Below are 26,823 nucleotides of genomic sequence, written 5' to 3' on the forward strand. Positions count from 1 at the left end.
ATCTGCTATCGTTGCTAACTTAGAAGCATTAACAACTATTGTTGACAATAATGATGGAACTTTCACTTACACTGATGAAGATGGTCAAACGACTATTATTGATATTTCAAACCTAGAAACTTTAACTTCTATTGCTTTAAATGCTGATAATACCAACATAGATTATACAGATGAAGATGGTATTGTAACTCAATTAGATTTATCTGCTATCGTTGCTAACTTAGAAGCCTTAACAACTATTGTTGACAACAACAACGGAACTTTCACCTACACTGATGAAGATGGTCAAACGACTATTATTGATGTTGCTAACCTAGAAACTTTAACTTCTATTGCTGTAAATGCTGATAATACCAACATAGATTATACAGATGAAGATGGTATTATAACTCAATTAGACTTATCTGCTATCGTTGCTAACTTAGAAGCATTAACAACTATTGTTGACAATAATGATGGAACTTTCACTTACACTGATGAAGATGGTCAAACGACTATTATTGATATTTCAAACCTAGAAACTTTAACTACCATAGAAATAGATCCAACAAACAATATTATAACTTATACAGACGAAGAAGGGAACCCTAATAATATCGACTTAACACCTTACTTAGATAATACTGATAATCAAATCATTTCTTCTACGGTAACAACTCCACTTGAAGAAGTAAACGTTGCTCTTGAAGATGGTGGAAATATAGATATTAACATACAAGATGCTGATGCAGATACTACTAACGAATTGAATACAGACATATCATTTAATGGAACTGAACTTACTATTACTGATGCTGGTGGTGACCAATCTATTAACTTATCATCTCTAACCTCTAGTGTATTACCAACTGTCACATCAGGAAATACAATAGCAAACCACTCTTCCGGAAATGGAACAAATGTTGAAATCAAAGAAACAATAACAACTCTTATTGATAATGGGAATGGAACTGTTACTTACACAAACGAAAGTAATCAAACTACAACTGTTGGCATAGTTGGACCACAAGGTTCTGCTGGAGCAGACGGAAACGATGGTGCTGATGGTGTTGATGGAGCAGTTGGTCCACAAGGTATTCAAGGTGAAACTGGACCGCAAGGTCCTACTGGAGCAGATGGAAACGATGGTGCTGATGGTGCAGTTGGCCCACAAGGTCTTCAGGGTATTCAAGGTGAAACTGGACCGCAAGGTCCTACTGGAGCAGATGGAAACGATGGTGCTGATGGTGCAGTTGGCCCACAAGGTCTTCAGGGTATTCAAGGTGAAACTGGACCGCAAGGTCCTGCTGGAGCAGACGGAAACCATGGTGCTGATGGTGTTGATGGAGCAGTTGGTCCTCAAGGTCTTCAAGGAATTCAAGGTGAAACTGGACCGCAAGGTCCTGCTGGAGCAGACGGAAACGATGGTGCTGATGGTGTTGATGGAGCAGTTGGTCCTCAAGGTCTTCAAGGAATTCAAGGTGAAACTGGACCGCAAGGTCCTGCTGGAGCTGACGGAAACGATGGTACTGATGGTGTTGATGGAGCAGTTGGTCCACAAGGTCTTCAAGGTATTCAAGGCGAAACTGGACCACAAGGTCCTGCTGGAGCAGACGGAAACGATGGTACTGATGGTGTTGATGGAGCAGTTGGTCCTCAAGGTCTTCAAGGGATTCAAGGTGAAACTGGACCACAAGGTCCTGCTGGAGCAGACGGAAACGATGGTGCTGACGGTGTTGATGGAGCAATTGGACCTCAAGGTCTTCAAGGGATTCAAGGTGAAACTGGACCACAAGGTCCTGCTGGAGCAGACGGAAACGATGGTGCTGATGGTGTTGATGGAGCAGTTGGACCTCAAGGTCTTCAAGGTATTCAAGGTGAAACTGGACCGCAAGGTCCTGCTGGAGCAGACGGAAACGATGGTGCTGATGGTGTTGATGGAGCAATTGGACCTCAAGGTCTTCAGGGTATTCAAGGTGAAACTGGACCGCAAGGTCCTGCTGGAGCAGACGGAAACGATGGTACTGATGGTGTTGATGGAGCAGTTGGTCCACAAGGTATTCAAGGTGAAGTTGGGCCTTCAAGTACATATGTTGGACAGTTTATTATTACCGCTACAGGAAATCAAACAATAACGGGTTTACCATTTGAACCTTCATCTATAACTTTTGTAGCTCATGCTAATGTAGAAACATTAGATTTAGATTCTGATAATGGTGTTGGAGATAATAATACAGGAATTGCCAATTCTTTTGGATCAATGAATGGTTTTGCTAGAAACGATTCTGGAACAATTACACAACAAGTTATATATGTAGGTGGTAGTGGAAATTCTATTAATGATATTTCTAGATATGCGTCAAGTACAAGATGTATAGGGTTAAGGTATGGTAATCAAAATGGTAATGCTGTTGGTAGAACCTTAGCAAGTTTAACTTCATTTAACACAAATGGTTTCACTATTAATGTTACAAACAAATCAGATAATGTTGTTGTTTTATTCACAGCATATAAATAATAAAGACTATGAGAACTATAATAATTATAGCCTTACTAGTATTTAATATTAGTATTGCACAAGAAGCTTTTCATAATTTTGGAAATATCCAAATTCATAATCAAGGACAAATTGGATTTCATGTAGATTTACAAAATGACGGTCCATTTAATCAAAATGTTGGTTTAGCAGGTTTTTATAACGAAGACAATCCAATAACAATTTCAGGTACAAACGTGCCTAGATTTTACGATGTCGAAGTTGCTGTAGATAATCATCTTTACCTTCAAATAAACACTCAAATAACAAACGGACTAGATTATATAATTGGAGATATTATCACACCAAGATTGACTCCAAATGTTTCTTTAGATTATTTTGGAAATGCTATTTATACACTCGAAGATGATTTAAGACATGTTGATGGTTATGCATCTGCTACCACTAATCAATCTTTTATTTTCCCAATTGGTCAAGATGATAAGTTTAGACCTTTAATTACACCTAATCAGACTGGACCTGAAAAATTTAGTGCTGCATATTATAATGAAGATCCAAATTTCCCTTCTACATTCAACACTAATTTTGACACTTCTATCTCTGAAAGTATTATTAACCAAGTCAATATTGAAGAATTTTGGGATTTTGATGGTCGCACAGAAACATTTGTTACTTTAACCTGGAATCAAGAAAGCCAAATAGATAACCTTGTTGATGACTTAATGAATTTAAGAATTGTTGGCTGGAGTGAAGTTGAAAACAAATGGATGGACTTAGGTAATTCTGCTATAACTGGAGATATTAACAATGGAACAATAAGCTCTATAGAGTTTATACCAAATGACTATTCAGTTATAACTTTTGGGTCCTTAATTGGAAGTGACGGATTAACAGTCTATAATGGTATTAGCCCAAATAACGATGGTCTAAATGATAATTTTGTAATTGGAGGAGTAGAACTTTTTAAAAACAATCTTAAAATATTTAATCGTTGGGGAAGAGTTGTTTATGATGCCGAAAATTATGACAATACATTTAATGGAATTTCTAATAAAACGGTAGTTGGTAATCAAGGAAGTAAATTACCTGTAGGTACTTATTTTTATGTATTACAACTTCCTGAAGAAAACAAAAGTTATTCTGGATACATTTACATAACGTATTAAAACTACAAGGTTTTAAAAAAGTGATATCCATAAATTTCATACCCTTCGTTATAATAAAACTTATGCGAAGGGTAATTTTGCACATAGGTATTTAACTCTGAAGTCGTACTACCTTTACTTTTAGCATACGCATACATCCATTTAAAAAACTGCTTACCCAAACCTTGTACTTGGTATTCAGCTTCAATATAGACATGATCAACCTCCATACTTTTTCCTGCATAATGTCTTGTTTGAAACCACATTCCAGAAACACCAATCAAGTTGTCATTATCATAAACTCCTGCACATTCATAATTTTGAGTAATCATCTCGGCAAAACGTTCTTTTAGAATAGCATCTGAATTTTTATGATTAGATAATTTCTGAATTAGAGGAATAATATTTTCCTTTTCAATTAATTTAAAGCTAATAGACATTACTTTTTTTTATTCAAAATTAATTAATTTTGAAATATCATATTTACATTTATTCTAGTTTTAACACCTATGCAAAATAGCTTAGATACATTATCACAAAAGGACATTACAATCCAACCTATTAAAGGAAGCGACACAATACCTGTCAGGCACGCAGTATTAAGACAAGGCAAACCAATTGAAGCTTGTTATATTCTGCAAGATGATTTAAGTAACACATATCATTTTGGTTTATTTTACAAAAACCAACTTGCTGGAGTTTGCACTTTTGTAGCAGATCAATCCCCTTTATTTAAAGACTCAAATCAATATAGATTACGTGCAATGGGTGTTTTGGAAGAGTTTCAAGGATTACAATTCGGAAAGCTATTACTAACGCATGGAGTTAATTTTTTAAAAAGTAAAAACATAAACAAGCTTTGGTTTAATGCTAGAATTGTAGCTTTAAATTTTTATAAGAAAAATGGATTTGAAACGATAGGAACGCAATTTAATATTCCCGAAGTTGGTCCACATTACACCATGCATAAATCATTAAAATGAAAAAACAAACTTTAAAAAAAATCGTATTAACTATTTGCTTTACAATTGCAAGTTTACCTCAATTTGCTTTTTATCAAACTGTAATTTCAAATGAAGAATTAATAGGAAAAGGACAACCTAAACTGTTCGGAAATGGGTATAACCTAAGAGAAGAAGCTCATTTAGCATTCAAAAAAATGCAGACCGCTGCTTTAAAGGACGGAATTAGTATAGGAGCCGTTTCTAGTTACAGAGGATTTGCTCATCAAAAACGCATTTGGGAACGTAAATTTAAAAGCAACAAAGCCAAAGGATTATCTGATCAAGATAATATTAAAAAAATTATAGAATACTCTACCATACCAGGTACATCTCGTCACCATTGGGGAACAGATATTGACATATACCAAACTAATGTCAAACAACCTAGAAGTGTTTTATTGCCAAGTAATTTTCATAATAATGGACCGTATTGTAAACTAAAAGAGTGGATGGATGTTAATGCTGCTACCTATGGGTTTTATTTAGTATATACAGATAATGCTATCCGTAAAGGTTTTAAATATGAACCTTGGCACTTTAGCTACAAAGCACTTTCATTTGACTACTTAAAAGCCTATCAAAAATTAAATATTACTGAAATATTAAAAAAAGAAGCTTTATCCGGAAGTGATTCTTTTACCGAAACATTTATAAATCAGTACTTAAACCAAAACATATTAGATATTAACCCAGAACTTTTGTAAATTGTAATATTAACAATTTTAATTAAAAATGAGAGGAAATTTAAAAGGAAGACTACTTATAGGCTTGTGTATTGCAGCTTTTTTTGGATTTAAATATTGCAGCCAGCAAGAAATAAATCCATACACTGGAAAAAAACAAGCCATATCTATGACTCCTGATCAAGAAATACAAATGGGTTTACAAAGTCGTGATCAAATGGCAGCTCAACATGGTGGGCTTTATCCAGATCAAACTTATCAAACCTTAGTGGACAATGTAGGTAACAAGCTAGTAAATAATAGTATCGCCAAAGAAACACCATATAACTATGAGTTTCACTTATTAGCAGACGCAAATACTATAAATGCATTTGCGTTGCCTGGAGGACAAATATTTATCACCTATGCTTTATTTGCTAAACTAGAAAACGAAGACCAATTAGCTGGTGTATTAGGTCATGAAATTGGTCATGTTTTAGGTAAACATAGTGCAGAGCGTATTGCCAATTCCGAGCTTTGGCAGGGACTTTCAACCGCTGGATCTGTAGGTGCAGATGCTGGTGGATTTATTCAACAATATGGTATGACAAAATTACTAACTAATGGTCGTGATGACGAATTAGAAAGTGATGATTTAGGCGTAAAATTCATGATTAAATCTGGATATAATCCAGAAGAAATGATAGCTGTTATGGAAATTTTAAAAACAGCTGCTGGACCTAACAGACAGCCAGAGTTTAAGAGCACACATCCAGATCCTGACAATCGTATAGAACATATTAGAGAGTCCATTGAAAAATATTCGATTAACTAAATCGTTATCGTAAACAAACCTTAAAGTCCTGCAATTGCAGGACTTTTGTTTTTATATTTGTATAAACAAAATCTAATAAAATGAACAAAAAAGTAATCTTAATGATTTTAGATGGATGGGGAAAATCGCCTGATCCAAAAGTCTCTGCAATAGATAATGCTAACACACCTTTTATAGATAGTTTATATACCAATTATCCAAATGCGCAACTACGTACAGATGGATTACATGTTGGTTTGCCCGAAGGTCAAATGGGAAATAGTGAAGTTGGCCACATGAATCTTGGTGCAGGACGTATAGTATACCAAGATTTAGCAAAAATCAACTTAGCAATAGATAATAATACTTTAGCTCAAGAACAAGTTTTACAAGATGCTTTTAATTACGCTAAAGCGGAAAATAAAAACATTCATTTTTTAGGTTTGTTAAGTGATGGTGGAGTACACTCTCATATTAACCATTTAAAAGGGTTAATTACTGCTACCGAAGCTTCAGGTATAAAAAACGCTTATGTACATGCCTTTACAGATGGACGTGATGTAGACCCAAAATCAGGAAAAGGTTTTGTTGAAGACTTAGAAGACTTTACCAAAAACAAACATACAAAGCTAGCCAGTTTAACAGGTCGTTATTATGCTATGGATCGTGATAACCGTTGGGAACGTATCAAATTAGCCTATGACGCATTAGTAAATGGTACTGGTGAATTATCTGATAATTTATCACAAAGTATACAAAAACAATATGATGGAGAGGTTACTGACGAGTTTATTAAACCTATCATAAAAACAAATCCAGAAGGACAACCTTTAACCACTATAAAAGAAGATGATGTCGTTATCTTTTTTAATTTTAGAACAGATCGTGGACGTGAGCTAACAGATGCGTTATACCAAAACGACCATCATGAGCAAAACATGCACAAACTAAATTTATACTATGTAACTATGACCAATTATGGTGATGCTTTTACTGGTATAAAAGTAATTTTTGACAAGGATAATATTACTGAAACTTTAGGTGAAGTTTTAGAAAAAAATAACAAAACACAAATACGTATTGCCGAAACAGAAAAATATCCACACGTTACGTTTTTCTTTTCAGGTGGTCAAGAAGCCCCTTTTAAAGGAGAGAGTCGTATTTTAAAGAATTCGCCAAAAGTTGCTACTTACGATTTAAAACCAGAGATGTCTGCATTTGAGTTAACTGATGCATTAGTACCAGAATTAGAAAACGAAACAGCAGATTTTGTTTGTTTAAATTTTGCAAATGGTGATATGGTTGGTCACACAGGATCAATGTCTGCAGCAATACAAGCTTGTGAAGTCGTTGATAAATGTGTAAAACAAGTTGTAACTACCGCTTTAGAACATGACTATACCACCTTATTAATAGCAGACCATGGTAATTGTGAAACTATGATTAATCCTGATGGTTCACCTAACACTGCACACACAACAAATCCAGTGCCTTTAATCTTAATTGATAAAGACTTAAAAACTATCAAAGATGGTGTTTTAGGTGATATGGCTCCAACTATTTTAAAATTAATGGGAGTAGATCAACCTGAAGCAATGACTTGTAATAGCTTAATCTAAGCTACAAGAATCAAAATAACTTCAACTAAAAAGTGTATCAATATAAATTGATACACTTTTTAGTTTCACCATATAATAATGATTATTAATTTGTCATTAATATTGTATTTTTGAATTCAATTTTATTAAAATGAAACTTTCCAAAGGACTTATAATTGCTGTAGATTTTGATGGTACAATAGTAGAAGATGCTTATCCAAGTATTGGACAAGCTCGCCTTTTTGCTTTTGAAACCCTTAAACGTCTTCAAAAAGATGGACATAGACTTATACTTTGGACCTACAGACACGGTAAAAAATTAGATGAAGCAGTCTCATTTTGTAAAGATAATGGCATTACTTTTTATGCTGTTAATCAAAGTTTTCCTGAAGAAGTCTTTAAAAATGAAGCAAGCAGAAAAATACATGCAGACCTTTTTATAGACGACCGCAACATTGGTGGCATCTTAGGTTGGGGAGAAATCTACCAAATGTTAACCAACGAAACACCACAATTAGCTAAGCCAAAGAAAAAAAAATGGTTTAAGTTTTAATATTTTATTAAATCATAATATTGCCTATCTATTTGCTCTCTATGGTCTGGATGCGCAATTTCTACTAAAGCTTTCACACGTTCCTTGATTGTTTTACCAAACAAATTAGCTACACCATATTCTGTAACTACATAATGCACATGTGATCGTGTTGTTACCACACCTGCTCCTGGTTTTAATGTTGGTACAATTCTACTAATTCCATTTTTTGTAACCGATGGTAATGCTATGATTGCTTTTCCGCCTTGACTTAAAGAAGCACCTCTTATAAAATCCATCTGACCTCCTACTCCAGAGTACATGTGTGCACCTATACTGTCTGCACAAACTTGTCCAGTAACATCTACTTCTATAGCACTATTAATAGCTACCATTTTAGGATTTTGTTTAATTATCGACACATCATTAGTATAATTAGATGCACGCATTTCTACAAAAGGATTATCGTCTACATAATCATACAAACGTTGTGATCCAATTAAAAAAGTAGATAATGCACGTCCTCTGTTAATAGCTTTATAGTTTCCGTTTATGACATTATTTAAAATTAAATCTATAACTCCATCCGAAAACATCTCAGTATGTAACCCTAAGTTTTTGTGATTAGTCAATCTAGTTAGCACTGCATTTGGTATGCTTCCAATTCCCATTTGCAAAGTACTTTCATCTTCAATTAAATTAGCTACAAAATCGCCAATTTTATTTTCAATAGCATTAGGTTTTACTACATCATGACCTGGTAAAGGTTGATGACTTTCAACAAAAGTATCTATTTCGGATACGTGTATAATTCCTGCTCCATGTGTTCTGGGCATATACCTATTAACTTGAGCAATAACAGTTGTTGCATTATCAATTGCTGCCAATGTCGCTTCAACAGAAACTCCTAAAGAACAATATCCATGTTTATCTGGAACAGAGACATGAATAAAAGCGACATCTAAATCAATGATATTACGTTTAAACAAAATTGGTAATTCACTTAAAAAAACAGGAGTGTAAGATCCATTTCCTGCTTTTAAAGTATGTCTCACATTTTTTCCGATAAAAAAAGAATTAACATGAAAACTATCCTTTAATTCTGGATTTGCATAAGGTGCTTCTCCTTCGGTATGTAAATGACAAATCTCGACATGACTTAACTCTTCATGCCTTTTGGTCATTGCTTGTATTAAAGATTGTGGTGCTGCAGCTGCAGCTTGAATATAAACCCTATTATTAGATTTTATAACTTTTACTGCTTCTTCTGCAGTGACTGATGTAAACATAATTGTAATTTTTATAACACAAAAATACCATATCAAAATACTTTAAAACCTGCTAAATGTCATGTCTTCAAAATTAATAAAGCGGTTTATTTTAAGTATATTTGCACATATTTTTTTGAACCATGATTATAGTTAAAACAAAAGAAGAAATAGAATTAATGCGCGAAGCTGCATTAGTTGTTTCTAAAACATTAGGTGAAGTTGCTAAAGCAGTAAAACCAGGTGTTACCACATTACAATTAGATAAAATTGCTGAAGAACACATCAGAGATTTAGGTGCTGTTCCTGGTTTTTTAGGATTATATGATTTTCCTAACACCTTATGTATGAGTCCAAACTCTCAAGTGGTTCATGGTATACCCAATAATACGCCTTTAGAAAATGGAGATATTATATCTATTGATTGTGGCTCTATTTTAAATGGATATTATGGTGATCATGCCTATACTTTTGCAGTAGGTGAAATAGACCCAGAAACTGAAAAACTACTTCAAGTTACTAAAGAATCTTTATACGCTGGAATCAAGCAACTAAAAGTTGGTAATCGTGTTGGAGATGTTGGTTATGCTATACAAAAATATTGCGAAGATCATGGTTATGGTGTCGTACGTGAACTTGTTGGACATGGTTTAGGTACTAAAATGCATGAGGATCCAGAAATGCCAAATTATGGTAAACGTGGTCGTGGTAAGAAATTTATTGAAGGGATGGTTGTAGCAATTGAACCTATGATTAATCTTGGTACACAACGCATTAAGCAACACAGAGATGGTTGGACTATTACGACCTTAGATGGTAAGCCAAGTGCACATTTTGAACATGATGTTGCAATTGTAGATGGTAAACCAGAATTACTATCCACTTTTGCTTACATATATGAAGCTTTGGGTATTACTAGTAATGAAGAAGATGAATTTAGACAAACCCCTTTAGTGCTATAAATTTATGACAATTGAAAGTTTAGAACAGCAATTACAGCCTTTAAGAGAAACATTAAATAACCATAAATTATATTCGGTATTATCAAATCTTGATGATATTAAACTTTTTATGGAACAGCACGTATATGCTGTTTGGGATTTTATGTCACTTTTAAAAGCACTTCAAAACCATTTAACTACAACAACGTTACCTTGGCTACCTGTATCTAATCCTGCAACGTCAAGATTTATAAACGAAATTGTTTTAGGCGAAGAAAGTGATGTTAATGAGCTTGGTGAAGCTAAAAGTCATTTTGAAATGTACTTAGATGCTATGACGCAAATTGGTGCAGATACGACTAAAATCAAACAATTTATAGCTAATTTAACTTTAGGACAAACAGTAGAAGAAGCTGCAAATAACATAAATTTAAATTCTAAAACTTATCAGTTTATAGATTATACTTTTAAAACTATACAAACAAATAAACCTCATATTATTGCCTCTGCTTTTACTTTTGGTAGAGAGGATATTATACCTGATATGTTTTTTCAAATTATAAAACATTCAAAAACCGAAGAGCAATCTTTTAGTAAATTATCTTACTATCTAAACAGACACATTGAGTTAGATGGAGATGAACATGGTCCTTTATCTTTAAAAATGATTGAAGAGTTATGTGGTAATGACAGTAATAAATGGGAAGAAACATTAACTACTGCTAAACAAGCTTTACAACAACGTATTGCACTTTGGGATACTATTACTGACTTAATTTTGCAAAAGAAATTAGCAAAAGCTTAAATGAAACGTCTTTTTAAACTAATATTAAACGTGATACCGAGACCTTTATTAATAAGGTTGAGCTATATTATTAGACCAGTTTTAGCGTTTTTTTTAAAAGGAAACACCTTTACAGATCCTATTGATGGTAAAAGCTTTAAAAGTTTTTTACCTTATGGCTATGGTAAACAACGTAATAACGTTTTATCACCTTCTACTCTATCTTTAGAACGTCACAGATTGTTATGGTTGTATTTACAAAACGAAACTAATTTTTTTGAATCTGAAAACACTTCTAGTTCTGAAAAACTTAAAGTACTGCATTTTGCACCAGAGCAATGTTTTTTAAATCGGTTTAGAGCTTTAAATCATTTAGATTACACAACTACAGATTTACTGTCTCCTATTGCAGATGTAAAAGCAGATATTTGCGACCTTCCGTTTGAAGATGACACCTATGATATTATTTTATGTAATCATGTGTTAGAACATATACCAGACGACACTAAAGCTATGCAAGAGCTATGTCGTGTAATGAAACCTGGTGGATATGGTGTATTTCAAATTCCGCAAGATTTAAGTAGACAAACCACTTTTGAGGACGATAGTATTACCGATAAAAAAGAACGAGCTGAAATTTTTGGTCAATATGATCATGTACGTGTGTATGGCTACGACTACTTTAACAAACTAAGAGCTATTGGCTTTATGGTAAATGAAGTTGATTATACGGCTAAACTTTCCGCGAAAGCGATAGAAAAATACTGCTTAGCAAAAGGTGAAATTATACCTGTAGTTTACAAAAAACAATAACCTAAATATAAATTTATGACATCGCAAACTATAATTGCAACAGGCGCTTTATTCGGGATGCTAGCTGTTATTTTTGGAGCTTTTGGTGCACATGCTTTAAAAAAAATATTAACAACAGATCAGCTACATAGTTTTGAAGTTGGTGTTAAATACCAAATGTATCACGCTATTGTTTTACTGGCTTTAGGTTACGGTCAAGGTCAAATATCTAACAGTATTTATTGGTGTTTTGTGATAGGTATAATATTGTTTTCGTTTAGTATTTACGGTTTAATTTTGTCTGACGCAAAAGGTAAAAAATTAAAATTTCTTGGACCTGTAACTCCTATTGGAGGATTACTTTTAGTTTCTGGTTGGTTACTACTAATGTACAATGCTTTTTAAACTAATTTGTTTTAAATCCATTAAATGCTTTAGACTCCAATTCTCCATTGTCACCTTCAAAAATAACATATACTTTTAGTTCTGGATGCTTTGCTAAAAAATAATCCAGTTTTTGTAATCCCATTGCTTGAAAAGCGGTTGCATAGCCATCTGCCAGCATACACGTATTTGTAATTACAGATACTCCTAAAATATTAGTTTTAGTAGGATATCCCGTTTTGGTGTTTATGATATGTGCATATCTGTTTCCGTTTTTATCAATTTTAAATTTACGATATGTACCAGAAGTTGCCATAGCTTGATTGCTTAGTACTATCGTTTTATCATAGGATTGAGAACCATCAAAATTTGGATTTTCTATTCCAACTGTCCATCCTTTATTTTTTTTAAGGTTAATCCCTTTAGCACGAAGCTCTCCACCTATATCTACTATATAATTTTTGATACTTTTAGACTCTAAAAAATCTGCAATAACATCTACACCATACCCTTTAGCAATAGAATTAAAATCTATAAAAGCCTCCTTAGATTTTATAACTTTATTATTTTTAATTCCAACACGATTAAGACCAACATAACGCATCAAACTATCTACTTTTGCGCTATCTAAAGCCGTTTTTGTGTGTTCTGATCCAAAGTTCCATCCATTAACCAATCGTCCAATAGTAGGATCTAAAACACCTTCCGTTTCACGATAAATTTGTTTTGAACCTTCAAATACATTTTTAAAATGTTGATCTACAGTAACAGCTTCGTTTCTATTAATTTTAGAAATATCAGAATCTGCCTGATAATTGGACATGGACTTATTTATGATAGTAAATAAGCTATCAAATTGTTTATTATAATCACGACCATCTAAGTCAAAATACTGCACACTAAAACTGGTACCAAATACAGGACCAGATATTTTAAGTAATTCAGGTTGTTTTTTACAACCCATTACAATCAAAAGCACAATGGCTAATAGACTTTTTTTCATCTTAATTTAAATTAGATTCTAATAATTGTATTCCGTTATATTCAATTAAGTATTCTTCATTAAGATATATTGGTAAATCTTCACCTTTAGGGTTACCTAATCCAACACCAGCATAAAGTACTTTTGCATTTTTTTCAAATGCATGCTTTTTAAAGGACTCCATCCAAACAACATCATAATTATTAGCATTTTCTGGTAAGATAACTGCACGAACAACCACGAAATAATACTGTTTATTTTTATCCATACAAACAAATTGTGGATGCCTTTTTAATTGGCTATTTATAGCTATAAATTCAAAACCACGTTGTTCTAAATCTTTACCAACATGATTCATAGCCAAGTTATGTAACTCTTGTTTTGATAATGCTTTACTCATACTACAAAAATAAAGTTTATTTCGCTTTCGCGGAAGAAAAGCCAGACAACAAATTACTTAAACCTTACAAATTTGGAATTGTAGAAAATGTAGTTGGACACAGGAATGATGGCATTCATTTTAAGATCATACCAAGGAGAATTGATTGGATCTTCTAAATTTTTTACTAAATGAACACTTTGAGCAGGTGTATTACCTTGAAACAACAAAAACAACTTTTGGCCTTTGCTATTAATCGCTTCGTCTGTAATCATTACAATATGTCCTGGACTACCTCCAAGAATTAACATATCACCAATCTTAAGATCCTGAATCTGTGTAATAGCATTTAACTCATTATACAAAGACAATGTCCCTGAATACATGTAAATCAAGTTTAAATACTTATAAAAATTAGACTTACTATAATCCTCTCGTGCTGTTTTATTAAATGTAACTTTATTTCCATTAACTTTAGGTCTATAACCTTTTGCATATTTAGACCAAGAACAATAGTGTCCTGAAGTAAAATTAAAACCTATTTTATCCCTTTGATTGGTATCCCAAAGATATTCGCTTCTAATTCTAATTAGTGCATCTGCACATTGCTGTAAACCGTTTTTTGGTACTGGAACTTCCAAAATACCAATATGTCCTTTCTGCCAATAATATACTGAATTATCATAATTTATAATTTTACTACCAAAAGGTTTTAAATTATAATGTCTAAGATACTCTTGAAAACTTCCCTTTGGATAATTTACGCGCACAAAACCTTTAGGAGTATTCACTCTAGAGGCTATTGTTAAGCTATCTTTATCTAAAAGTTGTACTTTTTTAGTAACTGCATTTACAAAATGCTTAATAGGTTTTGGATTTAATTGGTAAAACAAAAGCACTAATGTGACAATAATTAAAATAATAAGTGCTGCTTTTCTCATATTACAAATAACGAAAAAGCTCGACACTTTCGTATCGAGCTTTTTATATATTAAGAAAACTTTATAATCATTTGATTATTTCTATCCTCCAAAGTCATCAAATCTGATATTTTCATCATCAATACCAAAATCTTCTCCCATTTTTTGAACTGCTTGGTTCATTAAAGGAGGACCACAGAAATATAACTCTATGTCTTCTGGAGCTTCGTGCTTAGATAAATATTGGTCTATTACCACTTGGTGAATAAATCCAACAAATCCATCACCAGACTCGTCATTAATATCTGATTTCAATTTCCAGTTATCAGCTTCCGTTGGATCTGATAATGCAATAAAGAACTTGAAGTTCGGGAAATCTTTTTCTAATGCTCTAAAATAGTGAATGTAGAATAACTCAGCTTTAGAACGTCCACCATACCAATACGTAACTTTACGACCAGTTTTGATAGTTCTAAATAACTCGTATAAATGAGAACGCATTGGAGCCATACCAGCACCTCCACCAACGTAAAGCATTTCTGCATCAGACTCGTTGATAAAGAATTCACCATAAGGCCCTGAAATAGTTACTTTATCACCAACCTTTTGGTTAAAAATATATGAAGATGCAACTCCTGGATTAACATCCATCCAGCCACCTTTGGCACGATCAAAAGGAGGTGTAGCGACACGTACGTTAAGCATAATTCTTCTTCCTTCTGCAGGATAAGAAGCCATAGAGTATGCTCTTTCTACTAACTCATCATTTTTCATTACTAAAGGACGTAAACCAAATTTATCCCAATCTGCCTCAAACTTGTTAGGCTCACCTGGATGATCTTCTGGATGTGCAGTAATATCCATCTCTGAATAATTAACTGTACAGTTAGGAATTTCTATTTGAATATAACCTCCTGCTTTGTAGTCCATATCTTCTGGAATTTCAACTACAAACTCTTTAATAAATGTTGCCACGTTGTAGTTAGATACTACAGTTGCTTCCCATTTTTTAATTCCGAATACTTCTTCTGGAATTGTGATTTCCATGTCTTGCTTAACCTTTACTTGACAAGATAAACGTGCACCATGTGCTAATTCTTTTCTTGAAAAGTGAGGTGTTTCTGTTGGTAAAGCTTCACCTCCACCAGATAAAACGTGACATTCACATTGAATACAAGTACCACCTCCACCACAAGCTGATGGTAAAAAGATTTTATTACTACCTAAAGTTGATAATAAAGATCCTCCTGAAGATACTTCAATTTCTCTTTCACCATTAATTAAGATCTTTACTGGACCTGATGGTGATAATTTTTGTTTTACAAAAAGTAGTAAACTTACTAATACTAATGTTATAAGTAAAAAAGCTACTACAGTTACTATTACTGTTCCTGTTGTTCCTGCTGCTAAAATCATATTACTCTATTATTTTAGTATTGTTAGCTAATTCTTTTGTTTCTTCAACTTTAGTTTTCACTGCTGTTGTATTTTCCTTTTTAGGAGCTTCTTCATCTCCTCCAGTTAACATACCTCCAAAACTTAAGAATCCAATTCCCATTAATCCTGTAATGATAAATGTGATTCCTAATCCTCTTAATGGTGCAGGTACATTACTGTATCTAATCTTTTCTCTAATAGCTGCAATAGCAAGTATAGCTAAAAACCATCCGATACCTGAAGAGATACCATAGTTAAATGCTAAACCTAAAGTTTCGATTTCTCTTGACTGCATAAATAAGGATCCACCTAAGATGGCACAGTTTACTGCAATAAGAGGTAAGAAAATACCTAAAGAGTTATATAATGATGGTGAAAACTTTTCTACCACTATCTCTACCAATTGTACCATTGTTGCAATAGTTGCAATAAACATGATAAATGATAAGAAACTTAAATCGTAATCTGCATATTCTGCACCTAACCAAGTTAATGCACCTGGTTGTAAAATGTACTGATCTAATAACCAGTTTAAAGGCACAGTAATAGCTAATACAAATATTACTGCTGCACCTAATCCAACAGCTGTTGCTACTTTTTTAGATACTGCTAGGTAAGAACACATTCCTAAGAATACTGCAAATACCATGTTGTCTATAAAAATCGACTTGAAAAATAATTCTAAATGTTCCATAATATTTTTAGTCTTCGATTAATGCTTTGTTTCTACTACGTTGTACCCAAATGATAAGTCCAACAATTATTAATGCCATTGGAGGCATTAACATAAATCCGTTGTTTTCGTAACCTAATGCGTACACTCCTGTTTTTTCGATTGGATCTCCTAAAACTGGTATTCCGAAAAGTGTACCAGATCCTAAAAGTTCTCTAAAAAAACCAACAATTATTAAGATGACTGCATAACCTAAAGAGTTACCAATTCCGTCAAGGAAAGACCTCCAAGGTTTGTTTGCTAAAGCAAAAGCTTCAAAACGTCCCATAATAATACAGTTAGTAATAATTAAACCAACAAATACTGAAAGTGTTTTACTTAACTCGTAAGCAAAAGCTTTTAATACTTGATCAACAATAATTACTAAAGCAGCAACTACAATAAGTTGTACAATAATTCTAATTTTAGAAGGTATAATGTTTCTCATTAAAGAGATAACTACGTTACCTATTCCTAATACAAACATTACAGCAATACCCATTACCAACGACGCTTTTAACTCTGCGGTAATAGCTAAAGCAGAACAAATACCTAAAACTTGAATAGTAATAGGATTGTTATCTGCTAAAGGGTCTGTTATTAACTTTGCGTCTTTTTTTGAAAGTAGTCCCATAATTAATTGCTAGCTAGTTTTTTTAAATTCTCGAAATACGGTTGGTATAACTTTAAATCTTTTTTAATCATTGCAGACACACCATCACCTGTGATAGTTGCTCCTGCTAATGCATCAACCTCATTATCGTCTTTAATTTCGTTTTTTGGATCATTATTACCTTTAGCAACAGTAATACCTTTAAATACACCTGCTTCAGTTAATAATTTTTCACCATAAAAATCGTCCATAAAGTAACGTTGTTTGATATTTGCTCCTAAACCTGGTGTCTCACCAGCATGGTCAAAAAATGTTCCTTTTACAACCATATCTTGGTCTAAAGCAACATAACCCCAAATAGCATCCCAAAGTCCTTTTCCTCTTATTGGAGCGATGTAAAATGTTTCGCCATCTTTTTCTCCAACAAATAAAGGTAAACGTCTTGTTCCACCAGTTTTAGCTTTTGCTTGTTCTTTTTTAATATCGATTAAGTAAGCTTCATCATCTTCTTTAGCCACACCATTTTCAATAACTAATTGTTTAGTGATGTACTTTTTAAAATCGTCAGCGACTTTATCTGTAGATACAAAAGTTATGTCTCCATCACCTTCGTTACCGTTAACTCCCATAGCATACAGAATATTCTGTTGCTTTTCCATTCTTCTGTTTTCAGCAATATTTGGTTTTAAGGTTGCTGCAGTAAAGGCTAATAAAGACCCTACAACAAGCACCATTACAATTGCAAATATTACAGTATATGAATTTTTATCTGTGTTCATTGCCATGATTATGCTGTTTTAACTTTTAAACGTTTCATTCTGCGTTTTACGTTTCCTTGTATTACGTAATGGTCAATAGTTGGTGCAAAGACATTCATTAATAGAATAGCTAAAAATACACCTTCTGGATACGCTGGATTAAATACACGGATCATTATTGAAATGAAACCAATTAAGAATCCATAAATCCATTTCCCTTTATTTGTTTGAGAGGCAGTTACTGGATCTGTTGCCATATAAACAGCACCAAATAAAATACTACCAATAATTAAATGCTGCCAGAATGGTACATTCATTAATCCGTAAAATTTGCTAGATTCTCCAATCCACTCAGCAGAAACAACTCCGTTAAATATTAATCCCATTGTTAAAGCTCCTATTAAAGTAGAGATAATAATTCTCCAGCTTCCAACCTTTGTAAAGATTAAAAATAGAGCTCCAATGATGATTAATAATTTAGAGGTTTCTCCAACTGATCCTGGAATAAATCCAAAAAACATATCCATATAATCAATTCCAGCTAAACTACTATTTTGTGCATAAGCACCTAATAATGTTTCTCCTGAAATTGCATCTGCAGTTCCTGCACGCTCAACCGCTTCATGTACCCAAACTTTATCTCCTGACATCCATGTTGGGTATGCAAAAAACAAGAAAGCACGAATGGTTAATGCTGGGTTTAGAATATTCATTCCTGTACCTCCAAAAACTTCTTTACCTATTACTACACCAAAAATTACTGCTACAGATAACATCCATAATGGAATATCTACTGGCACTATTAATGGCACTAACATACCTGTTACTAAGTAACCTTCTTCTACTTCATGACCTTTGATTACTGCAAAAATAAATTCAACAATAAGACCAACTCCATAGGATACAATTACTAATGGTAACACAGTCCAAGCTCCAACAACAAAGTTGTCCCAAGTTATAAAGTTGCTAAACAAAGAGGCTTCTCTAATAACTCCTGATGCTGCATCAATAGCTGCATAATGCTGGTAACCTGCGTTAAAAATACCAAATATTAAACATGGTACTAAAGCCATGATTACAATATTCATTGTACGTTTTAAATCATCTGCTGCCTTAATGTGCGTTCCACCATGAGTGGTTTCATTTGGCAAGTATAAAAAAGTATGAATGGCGTTAAACGCAGGAGCCATTTTGGTTCCTTTATACTTTTCTTTTAAATTATGTAAATTACTTTTTAAGCCCATTATCCTATTTCTTTAAGCATTAAATCTAATCCTTCTCTAATAATCTTTTGATGTGGTTGTTTAGACACACATACAAATTCTGTTAAAGCAAAATCTTCTGGTGCAACCTCATACATACCTAAAGCTTCCATTTCATCTAAATCTTTATACATACAAGATTTTAAAATTTGCATTGGAAAGATATCTAAAGGAAACACTTCTTCATAACTACCAGTAATAACAAAAGCACGATGTTCTCCGTTTGTATTGGTATTTAAGTCAAACTTTTTGTTTGGTGTTAACCATGAAAAAGTTAAAGCTCTTGATGTTGACACTTTATTAAAAACTGGCTTATTCCATCCAAAAAACTCGTAATCATCACCTTCAGGAATTACAGTAATTGTGTTACTGTAATAATCTAAAAACCCATCTGGCTTAACTTGCTTACCTGTTAAAACGTTTCCTGAAATGATTCGATCATTTCCGTCTTTATCAACTCCGTTATCATAAACCATAGTTGCGATTTCGCTTCCTAATTTAGTTTTAAAATAACGTGGTTTTTTCACAGAAGAACCTGCTAAAGCTACAATACGCTCTGCATTAAACTGGCCAGTTAACAATAAGTCTCCAATAATAACAAGGTCTTGAGCATTTACTGTCCAAACAACCTCACCTTTATTAATAGGGTCTATTTTGTTAATCTGCGTCCCAACATTTCCTGATGGATGTGGTCCAGACACTTTGTGTAAAGTAACATCTGATAATCCTGCTAAAGGCGAATTACCTTTTTTAGCAACACTAACATGAACTTTACCAGTTGTCAATTTGCTTAAAGCTGTTACTGCTGCTTGCAATTGCGTCTCTTTACCTTGTAACACATAATCTAAATCTGCTACTAAAGGTGCACTTGCATAAGCTGATATAAAAATAGCTTTAGGCTGACCATCTGGCTTTGCAATAACATCATAAGGACGTTGTTTTACAAATGCCCAACATCCTGACTCTAGTAAACGTGCTTTAATAGCTTCAGCTGAAGCTGAATTTACGTCTAGCTTACCATAATCCTGAAATGATTGTTCTTTGTCTGCTTGAATTTTTACTGAAATAATTTTTCTTTTTTCACCACGAGCTATCTCAATAATTTCTCCTGAAACAGGTGAAACAAATTTTACAGCTTCATTAGCTTTGTCATAAAAAACAGGTTCTCCTGCTTTTACTTTTGAGCCTTGTTTAGCTATTAATTTAGGGGTAACTTGATGAAAATCTTCCGGTCTAATTGAATAATAATTGCTAACAATAGCAGTTTCGGTAACCTTTTCGGCTGCTCCGACTAATTTAATATCCAGACCTTTTTTAATCTTAATGTCGTTTGACATATTATAAATCTATTGGTTAATAGTTATACTGATTGTGATTTTTAAGGCTTAAAAATCCGAGCAAAAATACAAATTTATAACAAATTTACTTTGAGGTTAACACTGTTGTTTCTTTATTTATAACAATTCTAAATAAAGCAAACAGCTTAGGCATAGAAATTGATTATATTTGTTATTTAAAGCTACTTTTTAAATGTCCAAAAACACCATACACCACATCTGTTTTTTACTTATTTCTTACTGCAGTTTTGCTCAAGTTGAAGAAATCATTCCTCCTGACTATATTAAATCTATCTATTTTAATGGAGGAACAACTGAAAGCCAACTACCAATCATAGCTTTAGGAGAAACCATAACATTAGAGTTTGATGCCCTAAATGGAGATGAAGAAGATTATTATTACGAAATTAAACATTATAATTTTGATTGGACTCCTTCAAATTTAGTTAAATCAGAATATCTTGAAGGGTTTGATGAACAACGCATAAGAGATTATGAAAACTCATTTAATACACTTCAAACTTACTCGCATTACAACCTATCTATACCAAATCAGTACACCAAAAACATAAAAGTGACAGGTAATTACATCATGACAATTTATGACGATTATGATGATATTGTTTTTAGTAGAAAATTTATGGTTTATCAACAACAAGCAGATGTTGGAGTACAGATAAAGCGCTCTAGAGATGTATCAACAATTGCCGAGAAACAATCGGTTGACATTGCAATAAGCTCAAGTACAATTCAATTTGTAAACCCTAAAAAAACAGTAAAAACTGTTATAATTCAAAATAATAATATTAAAAATGCAATCACAGATTTAGAACCTCAGTATATTTTAGCTAACGAATTAACTTATAGATACACAGAAGCCTCAAGCTTTTTTGGAGGTAATGAATTTTTAAGTTTTGAAAACAAAGAAATAAGAGCTGCAAACAATGGTGTCCAATACATAAGATTAGAAGATTTATACCAAACGTACTTATACACTAACACGTCTAGAGCAAATCAAAAATACACCTATAATCCAGATCTTAACGGAAACTTTTTTATTAACGCTTTAAATTCTGACCAACCAGAAACTGAAGCAGATTATGCTTGGGTACACTTTGCGCTTCAATATCCCAAACTAGAAGAAGGCAGTCACATTTATGTCTTTGGTAATTTTAATAATTATGAAATAGAGGATGCAACAAAATTAGAATACTATGAGGAAGAAGGCGTTTATAGCAAAGCTATTTTATTAAAACAAGGATATTATAATTACAAATATGCTATTGTTAATAATAAAGGTGACGTAGACCAATATACTATTGGTGGTAATTTTTGGCAAACCGAAAACAACTATAAAGTTTTAGTTTACTACAGAGAATTAGGTGCTAGATATGATAAAATCATAGGTTTAGGCGAAATTAACTCGGTTGGAATCACTAATTAATTGTTAAAAAGGCAGTTACACACACAAATAAGTTTAACTTAAAATATATTTTATTATTTTTACAATAAGCAAATGGCTTACATAATGGTTCAACAAGTTACAAGAGGAATAAAAATTACGGTAGAAACGGAATTTGAAGGTACATTTTATAAAGACTATAAAATTAACTTTGCATTCGCGTACCAAGTTACCATTGAAAACCAGAGCAAAGATTCAGTCCAACTTAATGCAAGACATTGGACCATCTATGATGCCTTAAACCAACCTGTTATTGTAACTGGCGAAGGTGTTATTGGACAAAAACCTGTTTTAAAACCAGGCGAATCTCATACTTATTCTTCAGGTTGCCTACTTACATCTCCTTTTGGAGCTATGAAGGGACACTACAATATGGTTAATTTTACGACCACCAAAAAATTTAATGTAGCTATTCCTACATTTAAATTAAGTGCGCCTTTTGCCATAAATTAATCTTACCTAATAAGATACTCAAAGTTATTTATAACGTTTTAAGCTCGCTTAATTTTACAATTTTACTAACACAAATAACCCAACAAAAATCCTTAACTTTGTACTTTAAATTTTAAACTACAAACACAACACTTATCATGGGAAAAGGATTTTTCAATGTACCAATTGCTGTTAACGAACCTGTAAAAAGTTATGCTCCTGGATCACCAGAAAGAGCAGCAGTTTTAGACGCTTACAAAACAATGTTTAACAGTCAAATTAATGTACCAATGTATATTAATGGTAAAGATGTTACAACAGATAAAACAAACACTATGTCTCCTCCACATGACCACAAACATGTTGTTGGAACACACGCTATAGCTGAACAAAAACATATCGATGAAGCAATCTCTACAGCTTTAGAAGCAAGAGAAGCTTGGGCTGATACACCTTGGGAGCACAGAGCTGGAATATTTTTAAAAGCTGCCGAATTAATTGCAGGTCCTTACAGAGCTAAAATTAATGCAGCTACAATGATTGCACAGTCAAAAACTGTACACCAAGCCGAAATTGATGCTGCGTGTGAGTTAATAGACTTTTTACGTTTTAATGTACAGTACATGACTGAGATTTATCATGACCAACCAGAAAGTACTAGTGATGCTTGGAATCGTTTAGAATACAGACCACTTGAAGGATTTGTTTATGCTGTTACACCTTTTAACTTTACTGCTATTGCTGGAAACCTTCCTGCTTGTATGGCTTTAATGGGTAACGTTGTAGTATGGAAACCTAGTGATTCTCAGATATATTCTGCTAAAGTAATTATGGACGTTTTTAAAGAAGCTGGTGTACCTGCTGGAGTTATAAACGTTGTTTTTGGTGATCCTGTAATGATTACTGATACTGTATTAGCTAGTCCTGATTTTTCTGGTTTACACTTTACAGGGTCTACATATGTATTTAAAGAACTGTGGAAACAAATAGGTAATAACATTCATAATTACAAAACTTACCCTAAAATAGTAGGAGAAACTGGAGGGAAAGATTTTATTGTTGCACACAAAACCGCTCATCCAAAACAAGTTGCTACCGCAATTGTAAGAGGTGCTTTTGAGTTTCAAGGTCAAAAATGTAGTGCTGCATCTAGAGCGTATGTTTCTAAAAGCATTTGGAACGAAGTAAAAGATTATGTTATAGAAGATGTAAATTCTTTTAAAATGGGATCTCCTGAAGATTTAAGCAACTTTGTTACTGCTGTAATCCATGAAGGATCTTTTGACAAATTAGCTAAATACATTGACCAAGCAAAAACAGACAACAATGTAGAGATTATAGTTGGTGGTAATCATGACAAATCTAAAGGTTACTTTATAGAGCCTACAGTTATTGTTACTGAAGATCCTAAATACACAACTATGCAAGAAGAGTTATTTGGTCCTGTAATTACAATTTATGTTTATGAAGATGATAAATTTTCTGAAACATTAACATTAGTTGACCAAACTAGTGAATATGCATTAACTGGAGCAATTTTAGCTCAAGATAGATACGCTGTTGTAGAAGCTACTAAAGCTTTAAAAAACTGTGCTGGAAACTTCTACATTAATGACAAACCAACAGGTGCTGTTGTAGGACAACAACCATTTGGTGGAGCTAGAGCATCTGGAACTAATGACAAAGCTGGTAGTGCATTAAACTTACTACGTTGGGTGTCTCCAAGAATGATTAAAGAAACTTTTGTCACTCCTGTAGATTACAGATATCCTTTTTTAGGTGAATAAAACGTAATTTTCATTATAAAAAAACGCGAACCAAATGGTTCGCGTTTTTTATTATAAATAATTTAGAAAACTTATTTTTTAAGCTCTAACTTTTCAGCAAAATAGTCACAAAAATCTTTCATGGTTGCTGTCATCTTTTCGTCCTGAGTTGCTCTATTAAAAGTATTACTCATAGCTACTAATGTTTGATGAAAAAACACTTTCATCTCATCTACTGGCATATCCTTTGTCCACAAGTCAATACGTAAAGACTCTTGAGCAGCACTATCCCAAACAGATAACATCATTGCTTTTGCTTCTGCATTAGTAATACCTCCATCTTGAGCTGTCCAGTTTAATTTTTCTGGAACTTTGTTTTCGTCTAACTGAACTGTTAATGTAATTTCTGAAGTTTTATTAGCCATTATTCTCTTGGTTTATAATATGATTTATTAAAAATGGTTTGTGCTGGCGTATTTAGTAATTCGTTTAAAGTCACATCATTATTATTCATGTATGCTTTTACTATTTGCCAACCTATAAATTGCCCTATTTTACCTGGTGATTCGTTATCAATTTCTGCTAAATAAAATTTTGAAAATGGTGCAGGATTGATAAATCGATTTGGTAATTTAGAGTCTGTACTGTATAACAGTTCTTTTTGGATAAAGTATTTCCATATTTGCTCTTGATTTGCAAAAGCCCAATCTAATTGTTGCTGTGTATATCCTATTTTTTGAGCATCTGAAATAAACGGAATGACCTTTTCTTTTATGTATAGTAGTTTTCCAAAATAAACCATCTCATCTAAAAGGTGTTTACGTCTGCTGTTTAAAACATATTTTTCTGCATAAGCATTTGCTAAATCAACTACAATTTGATCAGGCGTCATGTTTGCTACTATATAGGATTGTAAGCCATCATAAAAAAAATGGTCATTTCCTAAATAAGTATCCAACTCTACAATTGCAATTGTGTCTGTAACAATAACTTTATTTTTATAATCTACGTCAGAGGTTGTTGTTATTATTCGTGGTGTTTTAAAAGTAGGAAAGTAATATTTTAAATGCTGAAACATTTTTTTTATGTCTTTTGTTTCAGTTTTTAAAGCAGGAAACTTTTTTATGGTCTCTTCACTTAATTGTCGCTGTAATGTATCCTGCATTTTATTATACCAAAACGCATCATCATATTGTCTTGGAAACATAAACGGAAAATCAGCTTTTAAAGCAGGTAAATTGGCTGGCTCAGCTTCCGCGAAAGCGATATCAAAACGTTCTATATTTACATTAATATCAATTTTTGAAATTTGCGCTTCAAGCTTATTATCATCTTGACAAGAAAACAATAAAAAAAATAATGATACTATTAAAATGAATACTCTCATAAAAGTTAAGGTCTCTTAATTTTTATTACTAATGGGTTTGCTTTATTTTTGTTAGGCAAAGGTACTATACTTTGCTTAAAATTCTTTGATTATGCAAACAGAAAAAGTTGTTAAACATATTGTAAAATGGTTAAAAGACTATGCTACTAACGCAAAAGTTAATGGTTTTGTTGTTGGGATCTCTGGTGGTATTGATAGTGCTGTAACCTCTACCCTTTGTGCTGAAACTGGATTAAAAGTCTTATGTATTGAAATGCCAATACACCAAGCTGCTAGTCATGTATCTAGAGGTCAAGAACACATTAAACAACTTAAAGAACGCTATCCAAATGTAGAAGGAATAGTATCTGACTTAACTCCTGTTTTTGAAGAGTTTAAAAATGAGGTCTCTCTTGAAGGTCAACAAGCTACTGTTGATATGGCTTTAGCTAATACACGTGCACGTTTACGTATGACAACCTTATATTACCATGCTGGTTTATTAGGTTTATTAGTTGCTGGAACTGGTAATAAGGTAGAAGATTTTGGTGTTGGTTTTTACACAAAATATGGTGATGGTGGTGTAGATTTAAGCCCAATTGCTGATTTACTTAAAAGCGAAGTGTATACTATTGGTCAATTTTTAAAAGTACCAGAATCTATTATTAATGCTGCACCTAGCGATGGGCTGTTTGGTGATGCTAGAAGTGACGAAGACCAAATTGGTGCATCTTATCCAGAATTGGAATGGGCCATGTCAATGAATGATGAAGGAAAAACAGAAAATGACTTTGAAGGAAGAGAAAAAGAAGTTTTCAAAATATTTAAAAGATACAATACCAGCAACTTACATAAAATGAATCCAATTCCTGTTTGCGAAATTCCTAAAGATTTAATCTAAACGTCATAAATAGTATAATTTTACATACCTTTACGATGCTATTATTATTCTATAACTTGTACTTTTTTTAAAAAGTACTTTAAAAAACAATTTGAC

27 protein-coding genes and 1 pseudogene are annotated in these 26,823 nt (G+C 32.9%); 15 read left to right on the top strand and 13 right to left on the bottom strand.

Annotation, left to right across the window (positions count from 1 at the left end):
- Positions 1–2,497: pseudogene (locus JAO71_RS13415) on the top strand (hypothetical protein); the annotation flags it as partial.
- 8 nt (positions 2,498–2,505) lie between these two features.
- On the top strand, positions 2,506–3,642 hold the full coding sequence (locus JAO71_RS13420) for a gliding motility-associated C-terminal domain-containing protein (RefSeq protein WP_203001325.1): 1,137 nt from the start codon (positions 2,506–2,508) through the stop codon (positions 3,640–3,642).
- 2 nt (positions 3,643–3,644) lie between these two features.
- Here JAO71_RS13420 and JAO71_RS13425 read toward each other — a convergent pair whose 3' ends face one another.
- The gene (locus JAO71_RS13425; RefSeq protein WP_203001326.1) at positions 3,645–4,061 is read right to left on the bottom strand and encodes a GNAT family N-acetyltransferase; all 417 of its coding nucleotides are present in this window, start codon (positions 4,059–4,061) and stop codon (positions 3,645–3,647) included.
- A gap of 69 nt (positions 4,062–4,130) precedes the next feature.
- On the opposite strand from JAO71_RS13425, the gene JAO71_RS13430 reads away from it, so the two are divergent.
- The 5 genes from JAO71_RS13430 to JAO71_RS13450 all read left to right on the top strand — a co-directional run bounded on the left by JAO71_RS13430 (position 4,131) and on the right by JAO71_RS13450 (position 8,252).
- Positions 4,131–4,604 (top strand): GNAT family N-acetyltransferase, encoded by a 474-nt coding sequence (locus tag JAO71_RS13430; RefSeq protein ID WP_203001327.1) that lies wholly within the window; start codon positions 4,131–4,133, stop codon positions 4,602–4,604.
- Positions 4,601–5,329: a M15 family metallopeptidase gene (locus tag JAO71_RS13435; RefSeq protein ID WP_203001329.1), complete on the top strand. Its 729-nt coding sequence runs from the start codon at positions 4,601–4,603 to the stop codon at positions 5,327–5,329. The genes JAO71_RS13430 and JAO71_RS13435 overlap by 4 nt, the downstream gene beginning before the upstream one ends.
- Positions 5,330–5,357: 28 nt before the next feature.
- The gene (locus JAO71_RS13440) at positions 5,358–6,122 is read left to right on the top strand and encodes a M48 family metalloprotease (protein WP_028290139.1); all 765 of its coding nucleotides are present in this window, start codon (positions 5,358–5,360) and stop codon (positions 6,120–6,122) included.
- A gap of 80 nt (positions 6,123–6,202) precedes the next feature.
- Entirely contained in the window at positions 6,203–7,720 is a 1,518-nt protein-coding gene (gene gpmI / locus JAO71_RS13445) for a 2,3-bisphosphoglycerate-independent phosphoglycerate mutase (RefSeq protein WP_203001331.1), read from the top strand.
- A gap of 130 nt (positions 7,721–7,850) precedes the next feature.
- Positions 7,851–8,252, top strand: a complete 402-nt coding sequence (locus tag JAO71_RS13450; RefSeq protein WP_028607277.1) for a BT0820 family HAD-type phosphatase — start codon at positions 7,851–7,853, stop codon at positions 8,250–8,252.
- Here the strand turns inward: JAO71_RS13450 and JAO71_RS13455 are convergent.
- A complete protein-coding gene (locus JAO71_RS13455; protein WP_028607278.1) occupies positions 8,249–9,520 on the bottom strand; it encodes an acetyl-CoA hydrolase/transferase family protein in 1,272 nt (423 codons plus the stop codon). The genes JAO71_RS13450 and JAO71_RS13455 overlap by 4 nt on opposite strands.
- Positions 9,521–9,642: 122 nt before the next feature.
- Between JAO71_RS13455 and map the strand changes: the two genes are divergently transcribed.
- From map to JAO71_RS13475, 4 genes are read left to right on the top strand one after another with little or no spacing between them, the layout of a single operon-like run.
- Positions 9,643–10,461 carry a type I methionyl aminopeptidase gene (gene map, locus JAO71_RS13460; protein ID WP_028290143.1) on the top strand — a complete coding sequence of 273 codons (819 nt, stop codon included), beginning with the start codon at positions 9,643–9,645 and terminating at the stop codon, positions 10,459–10,461.
- 4 nt (positions 10,462–10,465) lie between these two features.
- Positions 10,466–11,245, top strand: a complete 780-nt coding sequence (locus tag JAO71_RS13465) for a DUF3050 domain-containing protein (protein ID WP_203001333.1) — start codon at positions 10,466–10,468, stop codon at positions 11,243–11,245.
- Positions 11,246–12,037, top strand: coding sequence for a class I SAM-dependent methyltransferase (locus JAO71_RS13470; protein ID WP_203001335.1), 792 nt, complete (start codon positions 11,246–11,248; stop codon positions 12,035–12,037). It abuts the gene before it with no gap.
- Between the two features lie 15 nt (positions 12,038–12,052).
- Positions 12,053–12,421 (top strand): DUF423 domain-containing protein, encoded by a 369-nt coding sequence (locus JAO71_RS13475; protein ID WP_116823448.1) that lies wholly within the window; start codon positions 12,053–12,055, stop codon positions 12,419–12,421.
- Between the two features lies 1 nt (position 12,422).
- Here the strand turns inward: JAO71_RS13475 and JAO71_RS13480 are convergent, their stop codons facing one another.
- From JAO71_RS13480 to JAO71_RS13520, 9 genes are all read right to left on the bottom strand, one after another.
- Positions 12,423–13,403 carry an FAD:protein FMN transferase gene (locus JAO71_RS13480; protein ID WP_203001337.1) on the bottom strand — a complete coding sequence of 327 codons (981 nt, stop codon included), beginning with the start codon at positions 13,401–13,403 and terminating at the stop codon, positions 12,423–12,425.
- Position 13,404: 1 nt separating this feature from the next.
- Positions 13,405–13,782, bottom strand: coding sequence for a Na(+)-translocating NADH-quinone reductase subunit F (locus JAO71_RS13485; protein ID WP_203001339.1), 378 nt, complete (start codon positions 13,780–13,782; stop codon positions 13,405–13,407).
- Positions 13,783–13,835: 53 nt separating this feature from the next.
- A complete protein-coding gene (locus tag JAO71_RS13490; protein ID WP_203001341.1) occupies positions 13,836–14,702 on the bottom strand; it encodes a DUF4846 domain-containing protein in 867 nt (288 codons plus the stop codon).
- Between the two features lie 81 nt (positions 14,703–14,783).
- Positions 14,784–16,097, bottom strand: coding sequence for an NADH:ubiquinone reductase (Na(+)-transporting) subunit F (nqrF, locus tag JAO71_RS13495; protein WP_028290150.1), 1,314 nt, complete (start codon positions 16,095–16,097; stop codon positions 14,784–14,786).
- A 1-nt stretch (position 16,098) separates the two neighbouring features.
- A complete protein-coding gene (nqrE, locus tag JAO71_RS13500; protein WP_036599962.1) occupies positions 16,099–16,812 on the bottom strand; it encodes an NADH:ubiquinone reductase (Na(+)-transporting) subunit E in 714 nt (237 codons plus the stop codon).
- Positions 16,813–16,819: 7 nt separating this feature from the next.
- Positions 16,820–17,464: an NADH:ubiquinone reductase (Na(+)-transporting) subunit D gene (locus tag JAO71_RS13505; protein ID WP_028290152.1), complete on the bottom strand. Its 645-nt coding sequence runs from the start codon at positions 17,462–17,464 to the stop codon at positions 16,820–16,822.
- 2 nt (positions 17,465–17,466) lie between these two features.
- On the bottom strand, positions 17,467–18,228 hold the full coding sequence (locus JAO71_RS13510; RefSeq protein ID WP_028607284.1) for a Na(+)-translocating NADH-quinone reductase subunit C: 762 nt from the start codon (positions 18,226–18,228) through the stop codon (positions 17,467–17,469).
- Positions 18,229–18,230: 2 nt separating this feature from the next.
- Positions 18,231–19,445 carry an NADH:ubiquinone reductase (Na(+)-transporting) subunit B gene (locus JAO71_RS13515; protein ID WP_028290154.1) on the bottom strand — a complete coding sequence of 405 codons (1,215 nt, stop codon included), beginning with the start codon at positions 19,443–19,445 and terminating at the stop codon, positions 18,231–18,233.
- Positions 19,445–20,800 (bottom strand): Na(+)-translocating NADH-quinone reductase subunit A, encoded by a 1,356-nt coding sequence (locus tag JAO71_RS13520; RefSeq protein WP_203001343.1) that lies wholly within the window; start codon positions 20,798–20,800, stop codon positions 19,445–19,447. Before JAO71_RS13520 ends, JAO71_RS13515 begins: the two co-directional genes overlap by 1 nt.
- Before the next feature lie 193 nt (positions 20,801–20,993).
- Between JAO71_RS13520 and JAO71_RS13525 the strand changes: the two genes are divergently transcribed.
- From JAO71_RS13525 to pruA, 3 genes are all read left to right on the top strand, one after another.
- The gene (locus JAO71_RS13525) at positions 20,994–22,244 is read left to right on the top strand and encodes a type IX secretion system plug protein (RefSeq protein ID WP_203001345.1); all 1,251 of its coding nucleotides are present in this window, start codon (positions 20,994–20,996) and stop codon (positions 22,242–22,244) included.
- 84 nt (positions 22,245–22,328) lie between these two features.
- Positions 22,329–22,715: a Co2+/Mg2+ efflux protein ApaG gene (apaG, locus tag JAO71_RS13530; RefSeq protein ID WP_054852697.1), complete on the top strand. Its 387-nt coding sequence runs from the start codon at positions 22,329–22,331 to the stop codon at positions 22,713–22,715.
- A gap of 137 nt (positions 22,716–22,852) precedes the next feature.
- Positions 22,853–24,481, top strand: coding sequence for an L-glutamate gamma-semialdehyde dehydrogenase (pruA, locus tag JAO71_RS13535; RefSeq protein WP_054852696.1), 1,629 nt, complete (start codon positions 22,853–22,855; stop codon positions 24,479–24,481).
- Positions 24,482–24,552: 71 nt separating this feature from the next.
- Here the strand turns inward: pruA and gldC are convergent, their stop codons facing one another.
- Together gldC and gldB are read right to left on the bottom strand one after the other, a co-directional pair.
- Entirely contained in the window at positions 24,553–24,885 is a 333-nt protein-coding gene (gldC, locus tag JAO71_RS13540; RefSeq protein ID WP_028290159.1) for a gliding motility protein GldC, read from the bottom strand.
- Entirely contained in the window at positions 24,885–25,847 is a 963-nt protein-coding gene (gldB, locus tag JAO71_RS13545) for a gliding motility lipoprotein GldB (protein ID WP_203001347.1), read from the bottom strand. The genes gldC and gldB overlap by 1 nt, the downstream gene beginning before the upstream one ends.
- 91 nt (positions 25,848–25,938) lie before the next feature.
- On the opposite strand from gldB, the gene nadE reads away from it, so the two are divergent.
- Complete coding sequence (gene nadE, locus JAO71_RS13550; RefSeq protein WP_203001349.1) at positions 25,939–26,727, top strand: NAD(+) synthase; 789 nt, start codon at positions 25,939–25,941, stop codon at positions 26,725–26,727.
- Positions 26,728–26,823 lie beyond the last annotated feature (96 nt).

The sequence above is a fragment of the Olleya sediminilitoris genome (assembly GCF_016785945.1).
Taxonomy (GTDB): domain Bacteria; phylum Bacteroidota; class Bacteroidia; order Flavobacteriales; family Flavobacteriaceae; genus Olleya; species Olleya sediminilitoris.

What these genes read in the sequence shown, in the direction of transcription:
- nadE (WP_203001349.1), top strand. Translation starts at nt 25,939, where the DNA reads ATGCAAACAGAAAAAGTTGTTAAACATATTGTAAAATGGTTAAAAGAC.
- JAO71_RS13485 (WP_203001339.1), bottom strand. Translation starts at nt 13,782, where the DNA reads ATGAGTAAAGCATTATCAAAACAAGAGTTACATAACTTGGCTATGAAT.
- JAO71_RS13490 (WP_203001341.1), bottom strand. Translation starts at nt 14,702, where the DNA reads ATGAGAAAAGCAGCACTTATTATTTTAATTATTGTCACATTAGTGCTT.
- gpmI (WP_203001331.1), top strand. Translation starts at nt 6,203, where the DNA reads ATGAACAAAAAAGTAATCTTAATGATTTTAGATGGATGGGGAAAATCG.
- JAO71_RS13525 (WP_203001345.1), top strand. Translation starts at nt 20,994, where the DNA reads ATGTCCAAAAACACCATACACCACATCTGTTTTTTACTTATTTCTTAC.
- JAO71_RS13430 (WP_203001327.1), top strand. Translation starts at nt 4,131, where the DNA reads ATGCAAAATAGCTTAGATACATTATCACAAAAGGACATTACAATCCAA.
- JAO71_RS13425 (WP_203001326.1), bottom strand. Translation starts at nt 4,061, where the DNA reads ATGTCTATTAGCTTTAAATTAATTGAAAAGGAAAATATTATTCCTCTA.
- apaG (WP_054852697.1), top strand. Translation starts at nt 22,329, where the DNA reads ATGGTTCAACAAGTTACAAGAGGAATAAAAATTACGGTAGAAACGGAA.
- JAO71_RS13505 (WP_028290152.1), bottom strand. Translation starts at nt 17,464, where the DNA reads ATGGGACTACTTTCAAAAAAAGACGCAAAGTTAATAACAGACCCTTTA.
- JAO71_RS13465 (WP_203001333.1), top strand. Translation starts at nt 10,466, where the DNA reads ATGACAATTGAAAGTTTAGAACAGCAATTACAGCCTTTAAGAGAAACA.
- JAO71_RS13435 (WP_203001329.1), top strand. Translation starts at nt 4,601, where the DNA reads ATGAAAAAACAAACTTTAAAAAAAATCGTATTAACTATTTGCTTTACA.
- JAO71_RS13475 (WP_116823448.1), top strand. Translation starts at nt 12,053, where the DNA reads ATGACATCGCAAACTATAATTGCAACAGGCGCTTTATTCGGGATGCTA.
- map (WP_028290143.1), top strand. Translation starts at nt 9,643, where the DNA reads ATGATTATAGTTAAAACAAAAGAAGAAATAGAATTAATGCGCGAAGCT.
- gldC (WP_028290159.1), bottom strand. Translation starts at nt 24,885, where the DNA reads ATGGCTAATAAAACTTCAGAAATTACATTAACAGTTCAGTTAGACGAA.
- JAO71_RS13455 (WP_028607278.1), bottom strand. Translation starts at nt 9,520, where the DNA reads ATGTTTACATCAGTCACTGCAGAAGAAGCAGTAAAAGTTATAAAATCT.
- JAO71_RS13470 (WP_203001335.1), top strand. Translation starts at nt 11,246, where the DNA reads ATGAAACGTCTTTTTAAACTAATATTAAACGTGATACCGAGACCTTTA.
- JAO71_RS13510 (WP_028607284.1), bottom strand. Translation starts at nt 18,228, where the DNA reads ATGGCAATGAACACAGATAAAAATTCATATACTGTAATATTTGCAATT.
- JAO71_RS13420 (WP_203001325.1), top strand. Translation starts at nt 2,506, where the DNA reads ATGAGAACTATAATAATTATAGCCTTACTAGTATTTAATATTAGTATT.
- nqrE (WP_036599962.1), bottom strand. Translation starts at nt 16,812, where the DNA reads ATGGAACATTTAGAATTATTTTTCAAGTCGATTTTTATAGACAACATG.
- pruA (WP_054852696.1), top strand. Translation starts at nt 22,853, where the DNA reads ATGGGAAAAGGATTTTTCAATGTACCAATTGCTGTTAACGAACCTGTA.
- JAO71_RS13440 (WP_028290139.1), top strand. Translation starts at nt 5,358, where the DNA reads ATGAGAGGAAATTTAAAAGGAAGACTACTTATAGGCTTGTGTATTGCA.
- JAO71_RS13480 (WP_203001337.1), bottom strand. Translation starts at nt 13,403, where the DNA reads ATGAAAAAAAGTCTATTAGCCATTGTGCTTTTGATTGTAATGGGTTGT.
- JAO71_RS13450 (WP_028607277.1), top strand. Translation starts at nt 7,851, where the DNA reads ATGAAACTTTCCAAAGGACTTATAATTGCTGTAGATTTTGATGGTACA.
- JAO71_RS13520 (WP_203001343.1), bottom strand. Translation starts at nt 20,800, where the DNA reads ATGTCAAACGACATTAAGATTAAAAAAGGTCTGGATATTAAATTAGTC.
- nqrF (WP_028290150.1), bottom strand. Translation starts at nt 16,097, where the DNA reads ATGATTTTAGCAGCAGGAACAACAGGAACAGTAATAGTAACTGTAGTA.
- gldB (WP_203001347.1), bottom strand. Translation starts at nt 25,847, where the DNA reads ATGAGAGTATTCATTTTAATAGTATCATTATTTTTTTTATTGTTTTCT.
- JAO71_RS13515 (WP_028290154.1), bottom strand. Translation starts at nt 19,445, where the DNA reads ATGGGCTTAAAAAGTAATTTACATAATTTAAAAGAAAAGTATAAAGGA.